Source organism: Photobacterium ganghwense (genome assembly GCF_017329545.1).
GTDB lineage: Bacteria > Pseudomonadota > Gammaproteobacteria > Enterobacterales > Vibrionaceae > Photobacterium > Photobacterium ganghwense.
Genome location: NZ_CP071326.1, coordinates 833,733 through 858,479 on the forward strand (window position 1 = coordinate 833,733; position 24,747 = coordinate 858,479).

Below are 24,747 nucleotides of genomic sequence, written 5' to 3' on the forward strand. Positions count from 1 at the left end.
AAAAATGGAAATTTCAGACAAGAAAATCATGGAGCTGGTTAGTCGTCGCCATCCACTTTATGAGGCGATGCTTGAGCACTGGCAGTTTTTGGAGTCCACCTACAAAGGCGGTCGTGAGTGGTTCAAGAAGAATATTTTCCGCTACTACAAAGAGGGCGACGCGGAATACAAGGAACGTATTGATCGTGCCTACCGGTTCAACCACACCCGAGAGGTCGTGAACCTTGTTCATAAGTATATCTTCAAGGAAACGGTTACTCGTGCCGAGGACGCCAGCGAAGAGGTTAAGCGCTTTTGGGAGTGTGCGACCCGAGACAAGCTGGATATTGACGACTTTATGCGAACCGTTGATATCTCATCGTCTGTATTCGGTCGTATTTGGGTCGTAGTGGACTCGACTAAGTCAAGTGACATTGTAACGCTGGCAGATGAGAAGAACTCAGATAGCCGCGTTTACGCCTATATCGTTACGCCAATGCAGATGCTTGATTTTGCCTACGACGAGAATGGCGATCTGTCATGGTGTCTGATTGCAGAAACTGGTCGTGATGATGCCGATCCATTCGAATCAACCGGCAAAACGTTCCTACGTTATCGTCTGTGGACAAAGCAGAGCTGGTATCTGTTCCGCGAGTTTCCACAAAAGCACAAAGGGGCGAAAGTCAAAGTGGGCTTGGAGAGTGCAGGGACGCACGATTTAAACGTTGTTCCAGTGTTTCCAGTCGATTGCTTCCACTCATCGGAAAACAAGTATGCAGCGACGGGGCTGATTGATGACGTGGCTTATCTTGATCGCTCGGTTGCGAATTACCTGTCCAACTTGGACGCGATTATCCAAGACCAAACCTATTCGCAACTTGCGATTCCGGTCCAAGGGCTATTGCCAGGTGATGATGATCTGCAAAAGGTTTTGGATATGGGAACCAAGCGGGTATTCACGTTCAACGGTGAGGGTGGGGCGAAGCCGTTCTTCATGTCACCAGATCCTAAGCAGGCACAAATCATTATCGACACTATCTCGAAGATCATTAACGAGATCTATCACTCTATCGGTGTGGCCGGAGAACGAACCAAGCAAGATAACGCCGTTGGTATTGATAACTCATCCGGCGTAGCGAAAGCCTTTGATTTCCAGCGCGTCAACTCCCTGCTGGTAAACAAGGCAAGCACATTGGAGCAGGCAGAGCATCGTCTGGCGGCTATCGTTGAGCGCTGGCACGGGAAGTCAGGTGACTCTCAAATGGTGGACTATGTGAGCTATCCGGAGAGCTTTGATATTCGTGGCCTAGCCGATGAATTTGCCGTTGCAGAGCAGATGAAAAACCTTGAAGCGCCTGATGCTGCTCGTCGTGAGCAAATGGCAATGGTGCTGAAAAAAGTATTCCCTCGTCTGCCGAAGGACAAAGAGGCTGAAATTTTTGCCGAATTAGCTGATTTTCCGCCTAAAAATTCTAAAATGGATATTGATAATAAGTCAGCGCTTACTTATACTCGGGCGCGAATGGTTCGAGAGACTGAACCTACTGATGCTCAAGAGACCGAGTAATCACGAAAAAGGGATTTTTGATATGCCGTTTTATCTACGAAAGCTGATGGCGCAAGGCGGTTACATGAGTGAAGCAACCAACGGCGAGGAAGCTGGTGGTGCTGGTGTAGCCGACAAAGGCCATGAAGAGCAGAGTCAACAAGACCAACAAGGTCAGCAAGATGTTGAAGATGTTGATTCTATGAAAGCGCGTCTAGCAACACTGGAACAAGACAACGCTTCCCTGTTGAAAGATGCAATGAAGAAGAAAGAGAAGTTGAAAGCATTCGGTGACGTAACGCCTGAGAAAGTACAACAACTTCTTGCGGCTGAACAAGAGCGCTTAGCCCGTGAGCAAGAAGAAGAGACTCGCCGCCTTGAAGAGAAAGGCCAGTGGGATGCTCTGAAATCGCAAATGGTTGAGCAGCATGAAACCGAACTACAAGGGCTTCGCAGCCAAGTAAAGCAGGTCAATAACGAAAAGGCAGCGCTACAGAAGCAAATCATCGAGCTAACAGTCGGTCAGTCGTTTAGCAATTCTTCATTCCTGCGCGAGAAAACCGTTCTTCCAGCGACGAAGGCACGAGTGCTTTACGGCAGTCATTTCGAAGTTAACGAGCAGGGGCAGGTAATTGGCTACAACAAGCCAGCCGGTTGCGCAGATCGCGCACCTCTTGTTGATGCACAGGGCGAACCTGTTGGCTTCGAGGATGCAATTAGCCGAATCATCGCAGCCGATACTGACGCCGATCATATTCTTCGCTCTAGCCAAAAGGCAGGGGCAAATTCGATGACTGATTTCGGTATTAAGCCTGGTCAGGAATCGCAGGCAAAAACCATTGAGCAAAAGCTCTCTTCGGGTCTAGCCAAATTGATGAAGTAGTTGGGTGAGGCAAGGAGCCTCCCCTTGATTGTCTAAAGGAATAGATAATGCCTCTATTAATCGACGAAGCTAAAAAACTATCGAACAACGAACTTGAGCAGGGAATCATTGAAACGATCATTGATCGTGAAGAGCTGTTCGCTGTTCTGCCGTTCATGAAAGTGAACTCTAAAGCCTACCTTTACAACCGCGAAAAAGAGCTAAGCGAAGCATCTTTCTTAGATCCAAACGACGCTGTTCCAGAAGGCGCGGCTAAGTTCTCCGAGCATGTTGCGAAGCTACGCATCATCGCGGGTGACGTGGATGTAGACAAGTTCATTCAAACTACTATGTCTGACACTAGCGATCAGCTTGCGACTCAAGTTCGCCTGAAAGTTAAAGGTCTGGCTCGTTCGTTCAAGCGCGCTCTGGTTCTGGGCGACGAAACCTCTAACAGCAAGTCTTTCGATGGCCTTGGTCGTCTGACTGCAAGCGAGCAGATCATCGACGCGGCTGGCGCTGCAATGAACTGGTCAATGCTGGATGAGGTGGTTGATGCGGTTAACGCGCTGGGCTGTGACGCAATCATGATGCGTTCTGAGCACAAACGCGCTTACCTGCAACTGCTGCGCACAGTAGGCGGTCTGCAACCATCAGAAGTGATGCTGCCACAGTTCGGCAAAGTTATGCTGACCCACAACGGTGTGCCAATCATCGTGAACGACTTCCTGCCTGTTACTGACGGCGAGGGCACTAAGAAAGCACCAATCTACGCTCTTCACCTGAGCGAAGAAAACGGTGTAACTGGCCTGTATGGCGGGGACAACGCTGGTATCGTTGTTGAGTCTATCGGCACAGTTCAAAACAAAGATGCGGTTCGCACCCGCGTTAAGTGGTATTGCGGTCTGGCTAACAAGCACGACTACGCTATCGCTCGTATCGACAACGTAAAATTTTAATTGCTAGATAAGTCACTAGTGACTTATCTTTGTTGGTTTGAAGTTGTCAGGGCGGTTCGAAAGAGCCGCCCGTATTTACAAAGAGGGTAGATATGCAAAACAAGAAAGTGCATGTGATCATCAAGTCAGAGACATTCTCAAACTTCACCGGCGTTATGGTTGGTGCCTATTTTGAGAACGGCAAGACTGTTGAGCCGATCCCTTATCGTGACGCTCAAACCCTCGGCGCAATCATGGAAGTTGAGACTGACGAGGGGCAAAACCCGAATCCTGCCGAGACGATGTGGCGTGGATACAACACCACTGACGCCGATCAGGCGAAGAAGGTAATTCAGTCAGCCGAACCGGTTGAGAAGCGCATTGGCAAGAAAGCCAAGGTTGAGCAGCCTAAACAGGCACTACCAACGTTTACACGCGATGAGCTAGAGGCAATTGCGGACAAGTCTGGTATTGCAGGGCTTCGCAAGGTTGGAGAGACCTTCGGTATCAAAGCTCGCTCTATCGAAGAGCTGATCGAGGAAATTCTTGCCGCTCAGGAGGCATGAAATGTCTGAACTGGCAACTCATATCGCAGGCAGCAGTGTAACGATTCGGTTTGATGCTCCAAACCTTGACGGGAAAATCACTGCGTCATACCGCGTTCAGGATCATCACGGCATGTTGTTGACCGACGAACTGCCGATTGATGTCTACAGCGACGATGAGTTTGTGGAAATCGTCATTGATGACGAACTAAATAGGCTTGACGGCTTTCAGCGTAAGGCGCTGCGCATCATTCACCTAATGATGGAGAACGATGATGGCGATGTTGCTCAGCAGGAACGCCGGTATGCAATTATTGCCAGTGCAGATCTTTTTGTCCCTCAAGAGGCACTGATTACGGTAGCCGAAGCAGAACTTCACCTGCTGGATGTGCCGAACGTGAACAAGTTTCTTGGCGCAAGCCAAGGTGAGAAGCGCAAAGCCATCATTGAGGCGTCACGCCGGATTTCCGCCATGCGATTTAATCCAGCGGTTGTGTATGAGCGCTCAAGTAGTTTTGCTGACTTTCCATCGTTCGATAAAGGCATTGACCTAACCAGGTTAAGCGCAGGTGAATACATGGATCTGCCAGCCCGTTTCCTTGAAGACATTGCCGTTGCAGTGATTTATGAGGCTGACGATGTGCTTGGTGGTGATCCCATTGACTTGGCGAGGCGCAGCGGTCTTGTTTCAGAGCGTGTAGGGGAAACCTCGCTGACTTATCAGCAAGGGCGACCTGCTCAGGAAATCGTGGGTGCAAGAGCCTTCCGAGTGCTGGGCAAATACACAACTCGCTCATATCGAATTGGGCGAGGTTAACGATGAAGGCCACGGTCACTGTTTTTAAAAAAACGGAAGTCCGGATGCGTGGGCTTTATGGCGAGCAAAACCATGAACCTGCCTTTGACTGTGAAGTGCTGGTCATTCGTGACATTCGCTCGACTTCCTCAACCAAGGGAACGCTCACGGAAACGTCCTACGGAAGAGGGTTACAGCAAAAATACGATGTTCGACTTCTGTTCCCCGAAGATACGGAAATTGAGCTAGACGATCGTGTGGACTTTCGGGGCCGTAGACTCCGGATTGTTTCACTGGAAATCATGCTGGGTTTGCGAGGGAGAGCGGGGCACATTGCTGCGGAGCTAGAGCCTTGGGTTTGACATTTTCCGCCAGCAAAGCGCGGCAGAGGCTTACCAACGCTGAGAACGGTTTTAAGCGAGTGACGTTACAGACGGCGAGAAAGGTTGCCGAAGATGGCGCACGAGTGATGGCTGCGATGGTTCCAAGGGACACAGGTTCATTGGAAGAGTCCATTGAAGGGGCGGTTGAGAAGACTAAGGACGGTCTGATCATGCGAATTGGGGTCAGAGAGGGAGCTGTTAACAGCAAAACTCAGCGATCTGTCGATAAATACGCACCGGCGATGAACAAGAGCGGATACAAACTTGGCATTCGCTCTATCGAAAAGCAGTCAGCCTCTCAGTTCAAAATTGGCTCTGGCTATATAGGTCGTTCTCGGGAGTGGTTACGCCGTCACTGGATGGACAAGCTACGAAATGACCTGAGCAAAGCAGGGTTGAAGGGACGCTGGCGATGATTTTGGAAAGCTATGCGCATTACCTCGATTACATTGGCGTAGGTGTAATTGGAGAAACACTTTTTGCCTATGAAATGCCGTCCGATGTGGTGTCAGGCATTTTGCTCGCAGCACCATACGGCGGCTTCAAAATCGACCATGAGCTAAAAGGCTATTACAAGGATGTTCTGAGGCTTGTGGTGCATTCCGACTCGATAGCTGACGGCGTGAGCTTAGTCGATCAGATTTTCGAGTATGCAGGTGCGGAGAACGTCACCTCGGGGAATGTGCATTTTAACTACGTCAGACCCATTACCTATCCTGAACCTCACCGTCAGGACGAAACAGGGCGGTATGAGTTCGTGATGGTAATGGAATTTTCATGCGTGAAACTCTAACAAAGGGAATTGCTATGTCATCAGGTGTTGAAAACATCAAATTGGGCGCATGTGATGTGACATTCGGTGATGTTTCACTTGGTCTAACCAAAGGTGGTGTAGAGGTTGAGGTTACAACTGACACTCACGAAGTGAAGGTTGACCAGTTCGGTGAGACTACCGTTTCCGAGCGCATCATGGGTCGTAACATCAAGGTCAAAGTGCCGATGGTGGAAACGGACATTGCGAAGATCACTGCGGTAATGCCTGGCTCAACGATTGATGCGGGTCAGAAGGCACTGATCGTTAAGGTTGGCGAGGGTATTGACCTAGTGAAGCTGGCGCAGGCGCTTGTGCTGACTCCGCGCAACAAAGACGACTACTCGGTAACGATTCCTCGCGCTGCTACGGCTGGCTCTATGAGCTTTGCCTACAAGCACAACGAAGAGCGTGTATTCGAGCTTGAGTTTACTGCCTACCCAGACTCAACAGGCCATCTAATGACTGTTGGCGGCACTGCCGCAGGGACGCTAGTCAAACAGTCTACTGCTAAAACTGCTAAATAAGTCATCTATGACTTACTAGGGGCTGAATGCCCCTATTTTTGGAGACGAGAGAATGACAAAGCTGTTGAATCTAGACGAAATCGCCCCTGCAACAAAAGAAGTCCTGCTGGGCGGCGTGAAGCATAAAGTAAACCCCCTTTCATTCGGTGCATTCGTGGCGATGCAAAAGCTGATGCAGAAGAAGAATGCAACGATGCAAGAACAGCTTGATACCTACATTCAAGTTGTCTTGTCAGTGGTGCCGACAATCACCCGCGAAAAACTGGAAAGCATGACTTTCGAACAGATCATTGCCCTAGTGAATTTCGTTTCCGAGGATGCGGAAGCTGAAAATCAAGAGGGTGCCGAATCTCAATCCGAGGGAAAGGAATAACTCGGAATGAGAGCGGTGAGGTTGTGGCGATTGACTTGGGTTTCTACTTTTCCCGCCTGATTCATCACTACAACCTTTCCTATAGCGAAGTGCTGGCTCTTCCCATTCGAACCTTTTGGATGATGAGCCGGAACGTAGACCGCCACAGAGCGGAAATGGACATCAGCCAACTAAGGCTTCTGCGGGCTTCGCAAACCAGTGAAGAACACCTCAAGGACTTCGCGGAATCTCTTACCGAGCAGTTATCCAGTCCAATTGAGATTAAACGCTCATTAGAGGATGCCGAGCCTGATGCAGATGCCATTGATAGGCTGAAATCACTGCTAGGGAATGCGATAAGTGAGCGATAATCTACACTTCGAGTTCACCGCGAGTGATCGCGGTGCTCAACAGGCTTTCAAAAATCTGAAAGACCGTCTTAAAAAGCTAGACGCTACCGCAAAAAAGACTAACCACACCTTGTCCGGCATCGACGTTAAGATGCAGCAGCTAGTTGATGCTATGGTCAAGGTGGAAGCACCGGTCAACCGAACCTCATCTGCCTTAGCCAAATTAGAACGTCGCTTCAATGGCGTCGGTCGAAGTGCATTTGAAGGCGTGATGGTTCTGGGAATGCTTGAAGGGGCAATGTCCTCTTTGCAGCATGTATTTTGGACGTGGCAGGACGCGATCTTACGGGCAACCGATGATATTGAACGTCTGACACTGACAATGCGCGGTCTGGCTACCACTGGTGATGTTGTCAAAGAGTCGGTTCGGGACGTTAATTACGTTCTCGAAATGACAAAATCAGCGCCATTCAAAATTGATGCCCTTCGAAACTCATTCGTTAAGTTCAAATCCGGCGGAATCGACCCAACAAACGGCTCTCTTAAAGCGCTTGTTGACGGTGTTGCGGCGTTTGGTGGTTCTGACCTGGAGCTTGAACGTGCAGCCGTAGCTATCCAGCAAATGGCGGGTAAAGGCGTAATCTCGATGGAAGAGCTGCGTCAGCAATTGGGTGAATCGGTTCCGGCGGCAATGAAGCTGATGGCTCGCTCAATGGGTGTGTCAGTCGGTCAGTTGGTTAAGCAAATCGAAACCGGCACCGTTGCGGCATTGCCTGCGATTAAAGGTCTTCTTGCTGAGTTTGAACTGGCCTTTGGTGGTTCGGCTGAGAAGATGATGAAGACCTATTCAGGTCAAATGTCGAAGCTGGCCGCAAACTTGAAGCTGTTGGGGCGTGAGATTGGTGAAGGCTCCGGAGACAAAGAAGGCAACCTACCTTCCTACTATGACGCCGTAACGCATTCCGTTTTAGAGCTTAATGCCGCACTGGAAACAAAAGCATTCAGGGAGTGGGCGCAGGAGTTCGGCACTTGGCTTGCTCAGATGGTCGTGAAGATGACCGAGCTGATGAAGGTCATGTATGAGAACCGTGACGCAATCTCGGCTGTCGCGACGGCAATCGGCTATTTGATTGGCGGTAAGCTGATTTTTGGTATCGGCAAACTGCTTGTTGCGCCATTTGTGAAGCTACTGAGTGTGCTGTCGAAGGCAGGCAAGGGCGTAGAGTCGTTTGCAGACAAATTCAAAAACTTCAACAAGGTATCCGCCGATGGTGGCGCTTTGACGAAGGTGATGGAGAAGCTGAGTTCTGTCGGCAAGCGTGTGACTGCGGTATTCGGTAATTTCCGCAAGGGTATGGTTGGTGTTCGTGCTCTGTTTACAACCCTGAGAACGGGCATTGCGGCTGTTCAACCTCATTTTGCTGCGTTGGCTTCCGCAGCTTGGATGGCCTATGAGGCATTGTCTGCGCTTTACGGCATTTGGGATAAGTCTACATTGGCTGATCGCTCGATTGAGTGGGCGGCGGAGTTGAAAGCCGATCCGAAGCAGGCCAACGAATCTACCATCAAGGACGTAGAGGCACGTCTTGAGAGGCTGGGTGCGCTATCTAAGGAAGCCACCGATGAAGAGCTTGAGCGCATTAAGCTGGCTCAGAAAGAGCTTCAAGAGGCGCTGGATAAGTCTGCATCTTACGTTTACGAGTCTTCCATTTCAAAAGAGCTGGCGCAGGAGCGAGCCAAAATTGCCGAGGAAATGGAGGCCGTTCGAACTACCTACAACCAAGAATCAGACAAGCTGGCGAAAGCCTACGAGGAAATCATTAACTCGAAAATGCTTGTGTCTGAGAAAGAGGCGGCGCTTGCCAAAAACCGAGCTGAACAGCGCAGTCTAGCTCGTGGTGTAGTGCAGAAAGAAATGGCACTGCTGCAAAGGGAAATCGACGCCAGCTCAGAACGACTGAGTTATCTGTCAAACCCTGACGTTACAGCCAAGGAAAGGGCGGAGATCGAGAAGCGCATTGAGCAGATGAACCAATATCAGTCTCAGTATGAGGGGCTGATGAAGTCACTGGCCGATGTGGATAAGCGTTACTCCGGTGAAGTTGGCAAGATCTTGTCTGACTCTGGACGTGCAGCGCTTGATAAGACGACCGGTAAGATGACGACCTACCTGAAAACCCTACAGGTGCAGTTTGCCCGAATGGACGGACGCGAAACCGGTAGCGGTGCTTTCTTGGGTGCGGCATTGGAACGAATCCAGCAGTTTAGGGAAGAGCTTGGCGAGATTGCCAAGGAACCGGCATTTGAGAAGCTAGCTCAAGATATCCGAGGCGTAGCCCGTGCGATGGATAACCTTGAGAGACGACAGGCCACTGCGGAGAAAGCTGGAAAGCTGTCGAAATCTGCCGATTCTTGGATGCGTTCAGACATGGACGTGCAGGGACCGACAAAGCTGGACGAGTTCAATACTCAGTTTGACCTTACCAAACAGAAGTATGAAGAGATTCTGGCCTTGGCGAATAGTCCGGATGGCGGCTTGATTCCGAAAGAGCAGGTTGATAATGCCAAGACAATGCTTCAATACATGGAAGCGAACAAGCAGGCCATTCAAGACCAGATTGTTCTTTCTGACAATATCACGCCTTTCCTGAATAACATCGACAATCGCCTGAAAAAGCGTGGCGACTATAAGAACGAGGCATCCCGTAGCGCTCGTCTGGCTGCCTTTGACGAAATCGTTGTTGCCGAGAACCAAGCGCTAGACAAGCTCTATCTCGATGACAAATTGAGTTGGGAGGCTTATCAGGGCGAGAAAACTCGGATTGCTGCGGCAGCCTCTCATGAGCGCCAAAAGCTAACCGAAGGGGCTTTTGCGAAGCGGGCGGTTCAGTATCAGGACTTTGGCGAGCAGCTTGAAAACGTCATGGCAGGTGCTCTTGAAGGAATTGTAGATGCAACAACCTCCTTCATGATGACCGGCGAAGATCAGTGGCGCAACTTTGCGGAAAAGGTTATTCAGCAAATCCTGCGCATTGCCCTGATGAAAACGGTGATTTCACCGCTGACAGACGGGATTAGCAACTGGTTCACATCGCTGCAAGGCGGCGGGGCTACGGCGGGTGTGCAAGCGGCTTCGGGTGTGGCGGCTTCATCTGTTGGCTCATTGGCCGGCGGTGCGATTGCTTCAGTCGGGGGTAACTTGGCAATGGCTGGCCGCAGTATTGCGCCTCAGATGGTTACGGTAATGCCTAAGCAAGCCGCTATGACGCGCTCAGCGCCAGCAACCGCCTCAATGGGTGGAGCCGTAGAGTTCAACCTGATTAACCAGTCAGGAGAGCAGATGAGCGCCCGTGAAACCGGCCGCCGTTTTGATGGCAAGAAGATGATTCTTGATGTTGTGTTGGAAGCCGCGAATAAGCCTGGTTCATTCAGGGACGGTATGAAGGGAGCACTTAGCTAATGAGAAGCTATGCGTTAATGCCTAATTTCGGGCGAATTTCAACGTCTACGGGGGAGGATTCAAGCAAGCATAAGGTTGAGCTTGAAGACCAAGCCATTCGGGTAGATTCGGACAATGGGTATGTCTTCACGCGCCCCCGTCATACACGAAAGGCACGTAAGTCATTTGAGACCGGCTTTACCGACTTATCTGAGACAAACAGGAAAGAGCTGGTTAAGTTCTATGAGGCTCGCATGGGCGGCGTAGAGCCATTTTTCTACAAGAACCCAGTAAGCGGTGACTTACATTTGGTTCGCTTTGCTGATAAATTACTGTTCAGTTACAAGGGCATTGGTGGCGTTCACCTTTGGGATGTCCTGATTAAACTGACTGAGGTTTAGAAATAGATGCGACACCTAAATGTTGCATCCGTTATCGACAAATCCAAACTTGCATCAAAAGAGGCATTCGTGCCTCTTTTTACTGTTCGGATGGATGTTAACGGAGAGCTGACCTCAATCTACATTGCTCGATGGATTGAGGATATTGAATATAAGGGCAATACCTACTTGGCCGCGAACTTCGACTTTGAGTTTCAGCAGTCAGAGGGAGAAATGACAACTGCCTCCATCACCGGGCATGACTCTACGGGACAAATCCAGCGCCTTATCGAGTCATCAAGAGGGGCGGCTGGCTCTGAGGTTCAGATCGACATTGTGAATACAATGACACTCGATAGAGAGCCGGAGTTTACGGAAGTTCTATCCATTTCAGATACGAGCGTTAAGGGCGGAGACATTTCCTTTAAGTTGGAAATGCCTGATTACCTGCGAGTTCGGTATCCAAGACGCATTGCCTACCGAGAATACTGCTCTTGGTTTTTCAAAGATGAACGCTGCGGCTATAAAGGCTCAGCGCAGACTTGTGACTACAGCCTGAATGGCCGAAATGGCTGTATAGCCAAGGGTAACTCGGCGAATTTTGGCGGTTTTCCGTCTATTTTGAGCTAAAGGATTAGTAAGCGGTGACTGAGTTGTATTTTGGCGATTTGCTAACAAAGCCCTATCTGAGAGGTGCGAGAGGCGAAAACGGTTATTACGACTGTTACGGGCTGCTGATGGAGCTTTATCGACGAATGGGGGTTGAGGCTCCCAATTACAAAACGCCCGAAACGCCACGGCAAATGGCAAGTTCTGCCGCCGTTTGGAAACAGAGCTGGGAACCGGTGCTGAGTAAAGCCGGATACCCGACCATCAAAAGCTGCGATCCGACAGACAGCAATACCTACGCGCTCGTTCCTTACAGCACATTGCTGCTGAGGGTGGCGGGTGAGAACTGCCATACCGCCATGTTGCTGCCAAAGATGCAATTCATTCACACGTGGCAAGGCTCGGGGATGGTTGTTGTAGACCGTCTGCTGAGTCCTGTTTGGAGAAACAAGGTTGTTGGAGTTTATCAACCATGCAGCACAACATAATCCCTAGTGTGGATTTGAGCGCGAGTTGCAGTGACGATTTGCATTTGCAGATCCTCTACTCGCCGTTCGATCTCAGCAAGAGAGATTACGCGAACCTCGTTTACCAAGAGGGGGCTGCTCTGTCTCATTATCTAGAGGGTCTGCCTCGGGATGACGCATTCGCTGTCTTCCTTGGCGGTCAGGAAATGGCAGAGAGCGTCTGGGATGAGGTTATTCCAGGCAAAGGCGAACACATCGTCCTTATTCAGAATGTGTTTGGTGGTGGCGGCGATAACAAGGGCATTTTACGTTCAGTTGCCCTGATTGCTGTTGCCGCCTTTTCGGCGTGGGCTACTGGCGGCATTAGTAGCACGTTCATGAAAGGCTTGGCTGCAGCCGCCATCAATACCGCTGGCGCACTGCTGATCAACGCGCTTATCCCAATGCCAACGCGGGCATCCGCCTCCGAAGAGCAAAGCTCAACTTACAGTTTGGGCGCGCCGTCAATGAATACGCGAGAAGGCTCTCCGATTCCTGTCCTGTATGGCGAACATTGGACGGGCGGTTTGCTAATCGGCATGGATAAGGGACTGTCCGACAATGACGAGGACGAAGTTCTGACTATGCTGGTCGCGCTATCAGAGGGTGAAATCAGCGAAGTCAAAGAGGTGCTGGTAAACGATCAGCCAATTGAGAGCTATCAGTCTACAAGCTGGTCTTACAAGCGCGGGGCGCTGAATGAGCCAGTTTCCTCCGAGTATGCTGGGTCTATTCGTCGCCACATTGAGGTTGGTCGAGCATTTAATCAGGAAATGGGGGTTGTTGAGCTTCCGGCAGGCACTAACGCAGCCGAGCTTCAAATCTCTTTCCCATACGGCTTGATTCACCGAGACGACGACTCAAACAAGAAGTGGGACCGAGAGGTTGAAATCCGCACGGCATACAGAATTAAGGGCGGCACTTGGACATATGCAGGTGATTCCGGTAAGGAGCTGGCTTTTAACACTGACCTCACTGATACGAAAAACCACCTTGTGAAGTTCTCGTTCAAGCTGTCGGCGACCGATAGTTACAACGCAACGCTTATCATTGAGCGCAAGAAGTCGAGCGAAAGTGATTGGGTCAGGGTTATTTCAAATCCCCTTACAGGCATTGTAACGGGGGTAAGAGAGCTTTCGGTTGAGCTTGAGCAGCATGAATCGACTAATGCCCGTTACTACTACCGCTACCGGATTGAAGGGAAAGGCGTCACGGTCAAGTCGGCAAAGGCGATGCAGGCACTATCGCAGTCGAACATCATTAAAGACTGCACCTCAAACCCTAAGCGGGTCATCGTCAAGATGAACCTTAACTCGCAGGCTCATGATACCGTCTATGAACTCGGCTTCTTCCGTATTACGGCGGAATCGGAGTCAGACTACATTATGGATGAGTGCTGGCTGAATGCCGTTGAGGCAGTGCAGTATTCGACGGTTGCTCACCGAGGGACAGCCGTTCTTCGAGCCACCATCAAGGCAACAGACCAGCTAAACGGGACACCGGATGTTGTCAGCCTTGTTCGTGGTCGCAAGGTGAATACCTATGACCGCCGAGGCAATCAGACTGGCTACATCTGGAGTGACAACCCTGCTTGGATTTCATTGGACATTGCCATTGAGATCGGCTCCGTTCCTAAGCGACATATCGACTTTGACCGGTTCGTTGATTGGGCGGCGTATTGCAACTCCAACAAGCTAAAATTCAACGGCGTATTCGACTCCATGACGAGTGTATGGGATGCGCTACAGATCGTGACACGCTGCGGTTTGGCGAAGATTAGCCCTGTGGGTTCCCAGCTAAGTCTGATCATCTACGAGCCTCGCAATCCGGTGATGGTGTTTGGCTCGTCAAACATGCTTGCGGATACGTTGTCGGTGTCATGGTCAAGCAGCAAAGACCGTGCAAACGTGTTTGAGGCTGAATACTACGACATTGAGAACAAGAACGCGGCTTCCTTCGTGAAGATCGTCGAGCATGACGAAATTGCCAAGGGTGCGCCAATTCGCGAGAACAAGGTTTCATTGCCTGGTGTGACCAACAAAGAGCAGGCGGAGAAAATTCTTGGCGTATTCAGAGCCAATAACAAATACATCAGTGTGAGTTGCACGTTCGACGCTTACCTTGATGCCATTGCATGTTCCCTTGGCGATGTGGTGTTGGTTCAGAGCGACCATATTGATTGGGGGCGCTCATGCCGGACGTTGACCGGACAGGCGAAGAGCGGTGTGGTTCAGGTGGATTTGTCCGAGGCTGACATTGCAGAGTTTGGCTCTCAGGTCATGGTTCACTACCCAACGTTCAAGCTGGGGACAGCAAAAGTTGCGGCAATTGATGCGGCTAATAAGAAAGTTACTCTGGATGCTGCTGTTAGTCGTGATGTTGCGGCTATCGGCTTTGGTTCTCTGAATGAGCGTCTGATTGGCAGTGACGGCAAGGCGGTGTATCTCGACCGGATTCCGGCTGGTTTGGCGGTAGGTAGTGCCGTTGATTTGATTAAGTTCGATCATCTGTTTACCTCGAACATCATGAAAACCGAGCCTGAAAAGGGGTTGCTGCACCTCTATACGGAATTGCCTGCTGATATTTTGCCTCAGAGCATGATTCACATCGGCAAGTCGTCGCGAGTGGCTAAGCCTTTCGTGGTTACGGCTATTTCCGGCGATGGCGATTTCAAGCGAACTCTGTCTTGCGTTGAATATAACGAGTCTATCTTCAACCTGAGCGGTGAGTATGAATATGTGCCTCCGATGAATCCGAATGAGCCACCTGCACCAGTGCGAAACCTCGGTATCGTTGAGGAGATTTACAAGTCGGGCATGACTGTGATGACTCGGGCTTATATTTCGTGGGAGCGTCCATTGACCGGCAGCTATGCGTCCGTCCGTCTTGGCATTTCGCTTAACGGTCAGAGCACGGAGGTCATTCGCATTCCAACCGGCACGATGAGCTATGTTGTCGAAAACCTTCAAAACGGCGACTCACTGACGGTAACGGCGAACACTTTGGATATGACCGGACAGGTTTGCCCGATCTCAGAGGTGGTGACGCATACGGTTCTTGGCACATCAGTAGCGCCAAAAGCTGTAGAGGGCTTCAAAGCTGGACGCTCATTTGCAGGTATTACCTTGTCTTGGGCTTCCAACAGAGAGGCGGATGTTGTTGGTTATCAGATTCGACAGGGAAGCACTTGGGGATCATCAACAATTGTCGTTGAACGTCTGGATACCACTTCAACGGTTATCGACACCAAGGAGGCGGGTAGCTTTACCTTCTTGATAAAGGCGATTGACGTTGAGGGCAACATGTCTGAGTCGGCGGCTTCGACACGCATTGAGATTAAGGGTCCAGATCCCGTAACCGGTCTAACTGCTATCCAGAACGACCGAGTGGTTATCCTGCGCTGGGACAAGCATCCAAGCCCTGATGTAACGAGCTACACCATTCGCCGTGGTCAGAGCTGGGCTATGTCAGAGCACTTGGCGGATGTATCGGGTAACTCATACTCAATCGACTCTGACTCCATTGAGGCAGAAGACTACTTTTGGGTAAAAGCGATTGACCGGTTCGGCATTCCATCGGCATCGGCTTCATTTGCCGCTGTGGCTCGGAATGACCTGGAGGATTACAACGTTATCCATACCGTTAACTTCGGGGCGGCAGGCTGGGATGGCGTTAAGGTAAACATGCTGGTTGATAAGGCCAACTCACTCGTTGGTGTTTCCGGCCAGAGCTATCTTGAATACCGCGAAACTGAGCAGACACACTCAGCCCGAGCTTCCCGATTGATCGTTCGAGACTTCCCATTCTCCGTAGCAGAGGATGACGACCGGAACTGGGCGAGCCTTGGTGAAATTTCATGGGCTGAGGCAGAGACAATGTTCTGGATTCCATCTGGTGTGGATGATAGCCACCGATTCGAGCGGTATATCTCGACCAAGATGCGTGGACGAGATGCAAGTCTGTTCGAGGGTTATGATTGTCACACTGTAACGTCAGTCAAGAAGGGCTATAACGAGTCCGTGCCTACATTGAGCGAAACGACTCTGACAGCCGGAACCATCGTTCGCGGCGCAATGCAGGCGGTGGGTATGTATATGACAAGTGCTGGCTACGCGAGATTCCCGTTAAAAGGCATGGCAGGTATGGAGTCTCAACTGGTTTTCTCGATTGGTGCGGTTCGCAGTGGACTGATCGGCAAGTTCTTGGTTGAGGGTTCTGCGGGTAGCTTGTTGATTAACATTGAGGATATTGGCCGAGAGTTCCATATCGGGGTGCAGGGCGGCTCTACGCTGATTCTTGCTAAGCCTTTGGACTCAAGCAACGTAGTTAACCGAGTGATTAACCTGATGGTTCGCCAGCGCTCGGAAGAGGTGGTGGTTAGCGCGTCCGTTCATGGTGGTAAATACGCAGAGACAACCGCCATCATTCGAAACTTGGGTGCAATCCAGCACTTGAAGATCACCGAGGCTATTTCCGAGTCAGGAACGACTCCGGCTTTGTGCCTGAGAAGCCTGCGTTTGGAGAAGGCCATTGAGATTAGCGGAAGGGAGCAGCTTGCCGCCTTCCACGCTAAAACGCCTCGTTTGTGTGGGTGGACGCGCTACGAGAAGTTTACTGCGGGATTCTACGATTCGGATGAGGTGGACATTGTCTATCGGGTCTGGACGGACTCAACCTCAATGTTACCTGGCATTTCCTCATCAGTTCTGATTGTGGACGTGCCGGATGTAATCGACCGTGGTTATGTGGAGGTGACTGAGCCTGACAACATGCAGGTGAAGTTCAATCGGAAATTCACTGTCCCACCGCGTGTGGTTCCGCAGTTCACCGGCTCTACAGGAGCGGATGTGGTGGTTGGGGCAACGGTCTACGCCTCAAACATCACGACTGATGGCTTCTATGTGTCTATCTATGACTCTATGGGCAGCCTGACAACGGGACGAGTTAACTGGAATGCTTCTGGCTACTAAGGTAGCCAGTTTTTAGGGATGAAACATGCAAAACTATACCGAGATTACTGAAAACACCAACCTTCGTGCGTCATTGCCGCAGATCTTGAATAACGACAAAACAGCTCTTTCAAACTCATCGGGTATTGCTTGGCCGACAACGCCACCACCTAGCGACGGTCGAACCTGTTACCGCAGTGACCAGAAAAAGCTCTACATGTATGCGGACGGCGGTTGGAAGATGATTATCGACTTCGCCAAAACACCGCTTTCAGTGCAGGATGCGGATGCCAAATATGCGGCGAAGTCCCACAACCATGATTCTGCTTATGCGCGTAAAGCGGTGGATGAGACGTTCGCTAAGTCAGTAACAATCACAACAAACCTGACTGTGGGCGGGATCATCTACAACACCTCCGACATGAAGGCCAAAACAGACATTCGGAAAATCACCGGTGCGCTTGGCAAGGTGAAACAGTTGGGCGGTTACACCTACAAGTTAAAGGCGTCCGGACAAGCCTCTGTAGGTGTCTTGGCTCAGGATGTAGAGGCGGTTGATAAGCGTCTTGTATTCAAGGAGGAGGACAAGCTGGCCGTGAATTACAACGGCTTGGTGGCAGTCCTGATTGAAGCTGTTAATGAACTAGCCCAAAAGGTTGAAAAACTGGAAAAAGGTCATTGATTTTTGGCTAGATAATAAGTAAGTGATGACTTATTATATTCGGGCTTTTAAGGAGCCTAGACATGGATAAGTCAGATCTTCTCGTCGAGGTTGCGACTAAGACCTCATCCGACCCTGCTATCGAAGCTCCGTCCCTGCTTGTTTCGATAGTAGGGCTGTTTGTTCTTGGATCTATTGCCAAACAACTTCTTTCTGATGAGCCGAAGCTGAACCTGCGCGTTTTATTCGGGGAAATGATCTTGTCTGGTATTGCTGGCGTTGCGATGTATTCACTCGGGCTAATGAGGGAAATGAGCACTCATCAAATCATTTTCTTTGGCGCTTTGGGTGGCATCGGTGGATGGAGAACAGTGTTATGGATAATCAAAATTATCAAGTCAAACAAGAACTGATTCAAAAGCTACTTGCCGTTGCGAACGGCGAGGTTGGCGTTGAAGAAGTTCCTCGCGGCTCTAATGACGGTAAGCGAGTTCGTGAGTATCTAACCTCCGCAGGCATCAATGTCCCAGCCCCTTGGTGTATGGCATTTGTTTATTGGTGTCTTCAACAAGTTGGTGTTACGGGCATTCCTCGGACTGCTCATTGCGGGACGATGTGGAACAAGGCCAAAGAGAAGCGTGTTTGCTGTGTGAACAACGCTCAACCTGGTGATGTGTTCATTCAGATTTTCCAGTCCGGCAACGGTCATGCTGGGATCGTTGAGTATGTCGAAGGTGAGTATGTCTACACCATTGAAGGGAATACGAACGACGAAGGCTCACGCGAGGGCTATGAGGTTTGCCGTCGCAAACGTCATGTAAGCACCATGAAGGGCTTTTTGCGTTTTATCTGAATAAATAAGCGGTGACTGATGGAAGCGGGATATCAGAATCTTAGGCTAACAAAAGGTCGCTCGTTCGGATTCGCTGTTACTTACTGTCAGGAGGACGGTGAGCCAGTAAATATCGTTGGCTACAAGGCACTTCTGCAAGTAAGACGACAGCCTACAAGAGACTCAAGACTCGTTCTTGAGTTCTCTACCGATAATGGGCGAATCCAGATTCCAGAGCCAATGAAAGGGGAGCTGCGAATTGGCATTAATCCTCGGGAAACAGAGGACTTGCTAGAGGGTGACTGGCACTACGATCTCATTCTCTATGCGCCAACGCCAAAGGCTATCGAAATGGGTGGCTCAGAGGGAAATATTGGCAGTGAGAAGACGGTTGTGCCTCTGCTTACTGGCCGGTTCAGCGTCAAGGGAATGATTGCAGAGGTTCCGAGAGATCCAGTTGAGCTGCCGGAGCCAGAGCCGGAGCCAGAGCTGCCGGATGTGCCAACGACGTTACCGGAGGAATGATTAGATGACTCGTTTAGTCATTCGAAATTTGAGCGGTGGAGATACGGAGCAGCCAAGTAAGGAAGTTGGCTCCAAGGTGATTGTGAATCAAGACGCGATGAATGTGGTTGTGACAAAAGACCATGTTCGGGTTATTTCGCAGGGCTTTCAGGGGATTCCCGGCCCTCATCTCATTTCGGGTGCGAACGATATTGATGAAACCAATCGCCAAGACTGCTCACTTCTGCAATTTAACGCAGAAACAGGGAAGTATGAGGCCACCGTGGAAGTGCGTGGCCTAGTTATCAATTGCGGAGCATTTTAAATGTCTACGAACATTATCAAGATCAAACGCTCGAATACCACCAACACGCCTGCAACGCTGGCCGATGGTGAATTGGCGTTCTCGAATCTGAGCGAAATCCTGTTTATCGGTGGCTCAGGTGAGGTTAAAGAGATTGGTGGTGCCGGTGCGTTTATCCGAAAAGATGGTGACGTGCTGAAAGGCGATCTAGTTATCGACGGTAACTTGACCGTAAAGGGCACAACAACTTCTGTTAACTCAAACGAGGTCAACATTGGTGACGCGATTATTCAGTTGAACTCGGATATTGCCACTGACGTTGCGCCAACCGAAAACGCAGGCTTCGAAGTTAAGCGTGGTTCGGCACTGTCAGCGTTTTTTGTGTGGGACGAAGCCGGTGACTACTTCACGGCTCACGTTGGCACGGGCGAGAACAAATCGGCGGCCAGCTTCCGCGACCTACAAGATGTGCATATTCGCGGCTCATTCTCAGGCTATGACCTGGCTATTGATGAACGCGCTGATATCGGTGGTGCTCTGGCGGTCGGCGGCTCTGCCAACATCGTAGGCACGGTTACTGTCGGCAATACACTCACTGCCAACAAAAACCTTATTGTGAAGGCTGGCGCGTCAATTACAGGCAACGTCACTGTAGCAGGCGGCACTTTCACTACTCGCGGCTTCCGTGATATCGCAACCACTCGTCAATTGGATATCGACAATGCTCGAACTCAGGTTGGTAACGACCTGCAAGTTCTTGGCAGTGCGACGGTGAATGAGGCGGCAACCTTTAAATCTGCGGCGACATTTGAAAACTCGCTGACAGTGAAGGGCATTTCTAACCTTGGCGCGCTGGTTATTGAAGGCGGGACTCTGCGCGCTGATGGAACTGGCGCAACCACAGTGACAATCCCGCACGTTACCGTGGCAGGCGGTGCTATCAATGGCACAACCATCGGTGCAGGAACCGCATCTACCGGTCGCTTTACGGCGCTGACTGCGACTGGTGCGTTTAACTCTCGCGGTATTACCGACAGCGCAACCGCAAAGCGTCTGACAATCACCAACGACCTGATCACTGTAGCTAACGCTCTGCGAGTTGCTGGCGCAGCGACTTTTGAAAACACGGTAACAATCGTGAAAGATCTGTCGCTGACCGCGAGCGCATTGATTGGTTCGAACCTGACAGTGAACAAACTGGCTACGTTACGAGGTAACGTAACGCTGGGTGCAAACCTGACGGGGGCGGGCGCTTCAACCTCTGCTATTGATGGCTTCACCATTGATGGCGGCACGTTCTGAGACGTTTTTGGGGGCTACTTAGCCCCCGTTTTTGGAAAGTATTATGAGCAACAAAATTATACTAAAGAAAACGTTTGAGGCGGGTAAGGTTCCTCTTCCAACAGATCTGGAAGTGGGCGAACTAGCCATTAACGCCCGTGATGGTGTCGTGTTTTCAAAGGACGACTCGGGTGAAGTTTTCGTTTTTGGCTCTCGAACTCAGGCTATCAAGTCCATCGCCAGCATTGCTGCGAACGAGGGAACATTAAACATCCCTGGTGAAAATACCTCTGTTGCTATGAAGGGCGGCAAGGGGGTTCGCGTAATTGCAAACCAAAACTCCAAAGAGATTCTGTTTAACCTTGATAACCCAGATGCTTTTACGCTTGAGGGTAAGCGCGCAAGTGCATTTTCTTTGTCAGGCCATAGCCATGATGGTCGCTATGTTGGTTTGCTGAGTTCCAAGCATCAGTGTGTAGGCGGAAAATGGTATCGTCTTTACGAGGGTGCTTCGCGATGCAATGGTCGTTTCACCATTTGCGAGGGGCAGAGTAGCCAGCATGGGTATGTTCGCTTTGAGGCTGGTGTGGCTTACGGGAAAAGCCCTTACATCAATATCCTTGCCTCAAATGGCTACAACAATGGTAACGGGACAATTCGCTTCATCCGTCTTGTGACAAATAAGGCTGATAAGACTTACGGCCCCGTAGCTATTGAGGTCTTCATTGATGCGGATGCGGAAGTTAGCTATTACATGGATAGCGAATATTCCCCGCACAACTCTTGGAACATCAAGAGTGCCGTCGAAGTTCCAGCCGAGCACACTGAGTTTGACGTTGAGGTGTCCGTTGACCTCGACCTAACAACGGGCTTCCACTCGACAGGGGCGATTTTCGAGAATGGTGAGCACGTCTTTTCCAAGCATAACAAGCCGTCTTGGAGTGACATCACCGGCATCCCAAGCACGCTGCCACCTTCCGAGCACAACCACGACACGCGCTACTACCTGAAGTCACAGGTTGATGCGAAGTTTGATGCGATCTTGAACGGGGCAAGCGAAGAGCTGAACAGCTTTAAAGAGCTGGCTGATGCGCTGACTGACAAAGGCGAGGCTATTGCCGCAATTAACGCTCAACTGGCGACAAAGGCAAACAAGGCTGGTGATACGTTTATCGGCGCAATGACCTTCCAAGCAGGAATCAGCGTAGCCGGTAAAGCGAAGTTCGCAATTGGTGAGGGCTTAGAGCTTCTGTCCGATGACACCTATTTCGGTCAACACAACGATGCTCGCGTATTCCGGATGATTGATACGAACGGCACGGGCGGCAATGTAGATGGCGGTATTCTGTTTGAGTCTTACACGCCTACAGATGATGTTCGAGTTGAATTGCTTCGAATCCGAAACGGTGAGTTCAAGTGGAAGGGCGCAACGATTTGGCACGCCAACAACGACGGTGCTGGTTCAGGCTTGGACGCTGATCTTCTGGATGGGCAGCAAGGTAGCTTCTACCAAAACGCTTCGAACCTGAATGCGGGTGTTGTTAATGCCGCTCGCCTGTCCGGCCATTACGGTATTTCCGTTAACTCGGCCAAAAATGCGGAAATGCTTGGCTCTAAAGCGCCTGAGTATTTTACCAACGCAACGAACCTTTTGTCAGGGACCGTTCCGGCTGCTCGTCTGTCTGGCACTTACGCCATCGCAATCTCGGGTAACGCTGCCACTGCATCAAAATGGGCTGCAAAACGCACTGTATCGCTGACAGGTGACGTTTCTGGCTCAGTGCAGTTGGATGGTAGCGGGGACGTGTCAATCGCGACTACAGTGGCAAATGACAGCCATACGCATGACGGTCGCTATTACACAAAGAGCCAAGTGCCGACATTCGATCAAGTGGGTCTGGTTTCTGGCGGCGGCTTTAAGGCGACGGGTAAAACCGATGGTGGCTCAACGACGGCAGACATTGACGCATTGCCAGCGAACGGCGGTGTTTATCACAAGTTGATTCAGGAGTCGGGCAGTAACGGTAGCGCTCAGTGTAAAACCGGTTACCACTACATTCAGCAGTATGTTTACGGCACGACAAGCAACGTCACTCAGATTGCGATCCCGTATGGCACATCTGCGGCTACTGGCCGTCTGGCATATCGGACACGCTACAGCGGTGCATGGCGAAACTGGGCGTATGTCTACTCAACGGAGTTTAAACCAACGGCTCAAGATGTAGGTGCGGTTTCCAAGTCGGGTGACACCATCGGCGGCCACCTTGCCGTTCAAATTAGCGGTCAGAAGCCTGCGCATATTTTTGAGAAGGTTAACTCCAGCGGGCTTAGTGTTTACCGGTTTGATGCGGCGAATGGCCTGTCATTCTACCACGCGCCTGATAGCGCAAACGGGGCGCATGTCGTCACAATTTCCAAAAGTGGCTTGAATGTGGTGACAGGCCAGCTTAAAGAAGCCGGTCAGCGAGTCTACTCGCCGAACAACAAGCCAACCGCTCAAGACGTTGGTGCGCTGTCGAACAAGGGCGGGGAAGTGGCTGGAGATCTGCGAGTAACCGGAACATGCTCGATTGCAACGGCTAACCCATTTGCTTTTCAGCTTGGAACGGGGGCTTTCGTTGGCTCAAACCATCAAAACCGCATGACGTTCTACGCCTCCACTGACAAGGAGGATACTAAGTTAGGCTGGCTGTTCCGAACTCGTGCTGAGGGTGTTGGGAAGGCAGATATCCTTGAGATTAATGCCGCTGGCGGTATGGACTTGAAGCTGGGCGATCTGAAAGAGCGTGGGGCGCGGGTATATTCGCCAAACAACAAGCCGAAGCCTGCCGACATCGGTGCGCTGCCTGTCGCGGGTGGCACTCTGACCGGCAACCTTAAAGTGCAGCGAGTGAACCCTTACCTGTGGCTGTATGACACTGACACTACTGTAGGAACGGGACCGCATATCAAGTTCTCCACGGCCAATACTCAGGGTGTTGAGCTTATCCACAAAGAGCACGATGCAGAAGTGCCAGGTGGTTCCGGTTACTCCCTGCGGCTGCAGCGAGCTGGGGACAATATTCAAGGACTTGGAGCTAAGCTGGATGTTCAGGGTGAGATTTACGAGCTGGACGGTAAGCGAGTCTATTCTGAGGGTCATAAGCCAACGCCTTCTGAGATTGGTGTATACAGCAAGTCAGAGTCGGATGGCCGGTTTGCGAAGAAGATTAAGTTCTCATTCTCGCATCACTATTGCTCTGTAGTTATTCTGCTTGTGCCTTGCTACACAAGTGGCGATTCCATTGCACATAGCTATGTTTCGGGCGAAATGAGCTTCACTCGGGATGACGGAACAAGTCGCAATGAGTGCCTGTCTCTTGAGGTGAAGACTGGCTACAAGGGTAACTCGGCAAGTCTGTCCAGACAGGGCATTGACTGGAACTGGCGGATTGTGTCCGTGCTTCATGGCGGGGTGAAGTGGCTGGCTCTTGCCAATGCGACTAACGCGAATGGCGCGTCTAACGTTCAAAACGCCCATGTTGAGTTTATCGGCAGAGCATTTGTTGGAACCGTGACTGGCTACAACAAGGCAGACCAGTTCAAGGTCATTCCTTATCGCGAAGACAAGGACGGCGTGAAAACCATCCTGAATGCCGAAGTGAATGACTCGCTGACTGCTTTTAGCACCTCGACGTTGCGCGACGAATTGGGTAGTAAGTTCTACTCACCGAACAACAAGCCAACGTTGGATGATTTGGGGCTGCCGCTTTACACCATCGAGACAAATTTGACAGTTGGGACAGAGTGGCTTGATACCGGAATCAACTTGGCCGATTTGCCATCCGGCTCTTACATGGTGCAGATTTCCGGCATGGCGTCATCCGCTACGTCGCTCTACGGAGAGATTTTCACCGGTGTAATGTCATGGTTCTCGGAGGAAACTAACAGCCTCGATGTCGATGAGATTCTGCTTCACAAAGCGGGTCACGCCTCCAACGGAAGGACGCTGTTCTTGCGAACTGCCCGTGATCAGCGTGCGGCGAGTAGCGATGGTCTGTCACTGCAAATCCGCTCGACACACGCGCTGACGGCGTCGGCATATACCTTCAAATTCAGACGCCTAATTTAACCAACGATAAAGCCGACCAAATCTTGTGAAGTGGTCGGCTTATTGTGATAATTAAGCGCTTACTTACAGTATTCATTCTAAG

The 24,747-nt window shown here is 50.7% G+C and carries 23 protein-coding genes; all 23 read left to right on the forward strand.

Annotation, left to right across the window (positions count from 1 at the left end; all coding sequences use genetic code 11):
- Nucleotides 1-4 precede the first annotated feature (4 nt).
- On the forward strand, nt 5-1,546 hold the full coding sequence (locus tag FH974_RS19750; RefSeq protein ID WP_207104128.1) for a phage portal protein: 1,542 nt from the start codon (nt 5-7) through the stop codon (nt 1,544-1,546).
- A gap of 64 nt (nt 1,547-1,610) precedes the next feature.
- Nucleotides 1,611-2,408 (forward strand): DUF6651 domain-containing protein, encoded by a 798-nt coding sequence (locus FH974_RS19755; RefSeq protein ID WP_207104129.1) that lies wholly within the window; start codon nt 1,611-1,613, stop codon nt 2,406-2,408.
- Between the two features lie 47 nt (nt 2,409-2,455).
- The gene (locus FH974_RS19760; protein ID WP_207104130.1) at nt 2,456-3,346 is read left to right on the forward strand and encodes a major capsid protein; all 891 of its coding nucleotides are present in this window, start codon (nt 2,456-2,458) and stop codon (nt 3,344-3,346) included.
- Between the two features lie 92 nt (nt 3,347-3,438).
- On the forward strand, nt 3,439-3,891 hold the full coding sequence (locus FH974_RS19765; RefSeq protein ID WP_047884359.1) for a hypothetical protein: 453 nt from the start codon (nt 3,439-3,441) through the stop codon (nt 3,889-3,891).
- A 1-nt stretch (nt 3,892) separates the two neighbouring features.
- Nucleotides 3,893-4,687: a hypothetical protein gene (locus FH974_RS19770; RefSeq protein WP_207104131.1), complete on the forward strand. Its 795-nt coding sequence runs from the start codon at nt 3,893-3,895 to the stop codon at nt 4,685-4,687.
- A 44-nt stretch (nt 4,688-4,731) separates the two neighbouring features.
- Nucleotides 4,732-5,028 (forward strand): hypothetical protein, encoded by a 297-nt coding sequence (locus FH974_RS19775; RefSeq protein WP_207104132.1) that lies wholly within the window; start codon nt 4,732-4,734, stop codon nt 5,026-5,028.
- A 59-nt stretch (nt 5,029-5,087) separates the two neighbouring features.
- Entirely contained in the window at nt 5,088-5,465 is a 378-nt protein-coding gene (locus FH974_RS19780) for a hypothetical protein (RefSeq protein ID WP_207104133.1), read from the forward strand.
- Nucleotides 5,462-5,842, forward strand: coding sequence for a minor capsid protein (locus tag FH974_RS19785; protein ID WP_207104134.1), 381 nt, complete (start codon nt 5,462-5,464; stop codon nt 5,840-5,842). The genes FH974_RS19780 and FH974_RS19785 overlap by 4 nt, the downstream gene beginning before the upstream one ends.
- Nucleotides 5,827-6,387, forward strand: coding sequence for a hypothetical protein (locus FH974_RS19790; protein WP_207104135.1), 561 nt, complete (start codon nt 5,827-5,829; stop codon nt 6,385-6,387). The genes FH974_RS19785 and FH974_RS19790 overlap by 16 nt, the downstream gene beginning before the upstream one ends.
- Nucleotides 6,388-6,439: 52 nt before the next feature.
- Nucleotides 6,440-6,760 (forward strand): hypothetical protein, encoded by a 321-nt coding sequence (locus tag FH974_RS19795; RefSeq protein WP_047884354.1) that lies wholly within the window; start codon nt 6,440-6,442, stop codon nt 6,758-6,760.
- 23 nt (nt 6,761-6,783) lie between these two features.
- The gene (locus FH974_RS19800) at nt 6,784-7,110 is read left to right on the forward strand and encodes a hypothetical protein (RefSeq protein ID WP_047884353.1); all 327 of its coding nucleotides are present in this window, start codon (nt 6,784-6,786) and stop codon (nt 7,108-7,110) included.
- Nucleotides 7,100-10,549 carry a tape measure protein gene (locus tag FH974_RS19805; protein WP_207104136.1) on the forward strand — a complete coding sequence of 1,150 codons (3,450 nt, stop codon included), beginning with the start codon at nt 7,100-7,102 and terminating at the stop codon, nt 10,547-10,549. The genes FH974_RS19800 and FH974_RS19805 overlap by 11 nt, the downstream gene beginning before the upstream one ends.
- Nucleotides 10,549-10,929, forward strand: coding sequence for a hypothetical protein (locus FH974_RS19810; RefSeq protein ID WP_047884351.1), 381 nt, complete (start codon nt 10,549-10,551; stop codon nt 10,927-10,929). The genes FH974_RS19805 and FH974_RS19810 overlap by 1 nt, the downstream gene beginning before the upstream one ends.
- Before the next feature lie 69 nt (nt 10,930-10,998).
- On the forward strand, nt 10,999-11,538 hold the full coding sequence (locus FH974_RS19815; protein WP_207104137.1) for a phage minor tail protein L: 540 nt from the start codon (nt 10,999-11,001) through the stop codon (nt 11,536-11,538).
- A gap of 14 nt (nt 11,539-11,552) precedes the next feature.
- Nucleotides 11,553-12,005 (forward strand): NlpC/P60 family protein, encoded by a 453-nt coding sequence (locus FH974_RS19820; protein WP_207104138.1) that lies wholly within the window; start codon nt 11,553-11,555, stop codon nt 12,003-12,005.
- Nucleotides 11,990-16,993 (forward strand): phage tail protein, encoded by a 5,004-nt coding sequence (locus FH974_RS19825; protein ID WP_207104139.1) that lies wholly within the window; start codon nt 11,990-11,992, stop codon nt 16,991-16,993. The genes FH974_RS19820 and FH974_RS19825 overlap by 16 nt, the downstream gene beginning before the upstream one ends.
- A 25-nt stretch (nt 16,994-17,018) precedes the next feature.
- Complete coding sequence (locus FH974_RS19830; RefSeq protein ID WP_207104140.1) at nt 17,019-17,654, forward strand: tail fiber domain-containing protein; 636 nt, start codon at nt 17,019-17,021, stop codon at nt 17,652-17,654.
- A 62-nt stretch (nt 17,655-17,716) separates the two neighbouring features.
- Nucleotides 17,717-18,046 (forward strand): hypothetical protein, encoded by a 330-nt coding sequence (locus FH974_RS19835; protein WP_047884345.1) that lies wholly within the window; start codon nt 17,717-17,719, stop codon nt 18,044-18,046.
- Nucleotides 18,010-18,486 carry a CHAP domain-containing protein gene (locus FH974_RS19840; RefSeq protein ID WP_207104141.1) on the forward strand — a complete coding sequence of 159 codons (477 nt, stop codon included), beginning with the start codon at nt 18,010-18,012 and terminating at the stop codon, nt 18,484-18,486. Before FH974_RS19835 ends, FH974_RS19840 begins: the two co-directional genes overlap by 37 nt.
- Before the next feature lie 219 nt (nt 18,487-18,705).
- On the forward strand, nt 18,706-18,990 hold the full coding sequence (locus FH974_RS19845; RefSeq protein ID WP_207104142.1) for a hypothetical protein: 285 nt from the start codon (nt 18,706-18,708) through the stop codon (nt 18,988-18,990).
- A 4-nt stretch (nt 18,991-18,994) separates the two neighbouring features.
- Nucleotides 18,995-19,294: a hypothetical protein gene (locus FH974_RS19850; protein WP_207104143.1), complete on the forward strand. Its 300-nt coding sequence runs from the start codon at nt 18,995-18,997 to the stop codon at nt 19,292-19,294.
- Complete coding sequence (locus FH974_RS19855; RefSeq protein ID WP_207104144.1) at nt 19,295-20,575, forward strand: hypothetical protein; 1,281 nt, start codon at nt 19,295-19,297, stop codon at nt 20,573-20,575.
- Between the two features lie 43 nt (nt 20,576-20,618).
- On the forward strand, nt 20,619-24,665 hold the full coding sequence (locus tag FH974_RS19860; protein ID WP_207104145.1) for a pyocin knob domain-containing protein: 4,047 nt from the start codon (nt 20,619-20,621) through the stop codon (nt 24,663-24,665).
- Nucleotides 24,666-24,747 lie beyond the last annotated feature (82 nt).

Excerpts from the sequence above, each read along its gene's own strand:
- FH974_RS19750 (WP_207104128.1), top strand. The coding sequence starts at position 5 with ATGGAAATTTCAGACAAGAAAATCATGGAGCTGGTTAGTCGTCGCCAT.
- FH974_RS19755 (WP_207104129.1), top strand. The coding sequence starts at position 1,611 with ATGAGTGAAGCAACCAACGGCGAGGAAGCTGGTGGTGCTGGTGTAGCC.
- FH974_RS19760 (WP_207104130.1), top strand. The coding sequence starts at position 2,456 with ATGCCTCTATTAATCGACGAAGCTAAAAAACTATCGAACAACGAACTT.
- FH974_RS19765 (WP_047884359.1), top strand. The coding sequence starts at position 3,439 with ATGCAAAACAAGAAAGTGCATGTGATCATCAAGTCAGAGACATTCTCA.
- FH974_RS19770 (WP_207104131.1), top strand. The coding sequence starts at position 3,893 with ATGTCTGAACTGGCAACTCATATCGCAGGCAGCAGTGTAACGATTCGG.
- FH974_RS19775 (WP_207104132.1), top strand. The coding sequence starts at position 4,732 with ATGCGTGGGCTTTATGGCGAGCAAAACCATGAACCTGCCTTTGACTGT.
- FH974_RS19785 (WP_207104134.1), top strand. The coding sequence starts at position 5,462 with ATGATTTTGGAAAGCTATGCGCATTACCTCGATTACATTGGCGTAGGT.
- FH974_RS19790 (WP_207104135.1), top strand. The coding sequence starts at position 5,827 with ATGCGTGAAACTCTAACAAAGGGAATTGCTATGTCATCAGGTGTTGAA.
- FH974_RS19795 (WP_047884354.1), top strand. The coding sequence starts at position 6,440 with ATGACAAAGCTGTTGAATCTAGACGAAATCGCCCCTGCAACAAAAGAA.
- FH974_RS19810 (WP_047884351.1), top strand. The coding sequence starts at position 10,549 with ATGAGAAGCTATGCGTTAATGCCTAATTTCGGGCGAATTTCAACGTCT.
- FH974_RS19825 (WP_207104139.1), top strand. The coding sequence starts at position 11,990 with ATGCAGCACAACATAATCCCTAGTGTGGATTTGAGCGCGAGTTGCAGT.
- FH974_RS19830 (WP_207104140.1), top strand. The coding sequence starts at position 17,019 with ATGCAAAACTATACCGAGATTACTGAAAACACCAACCTTCGTGCGTCA.
- FH974_RS19835 (WP_047884345.1), top strand. The coding sequence starts at position 17,717 with ATGGATAAGTCAGATCTTCTCGTCGAGGTTGCGACTAAGACCTCATCC.
- FH974_RS19840 (WP_207104141.1), top strand. The coding sequence starts at position 18,010 with ATGGATAATCAAAATTATCAAGTCAAACAAGAACTGATTCAAAAGCTA.
- FH974_RS19845 (WP_207104142.1), top strand. The coding sequence starts at position 18,706 with ATGAAAGGGGAGCTGCGAATTGGCATTAATCCTCGGGAAACAGAGGAC.
- FH974_RS19850 (WP_207104143.1), top strand. The coding sequence starts at position 18,995 with ATGACTCGTTTAGTCATTCGAAATTTGAGCGGTGGAGATACGGAGCAG.
- FH974_RS19855 (WP_207104144.1), top strand. The coding sequence starts at position 19,295 with ATGTCTACGAACATTATCAAGATCAAACGCTCGAATACCACCAACACG.
- FH974_RS19860 (WP_207104145.1), top strand. The coding sequence starts at position 20,619 with ATGAGCAACAAAATTATACTAAAGAAAACGTTTGAGGCGGGTAAGGTT.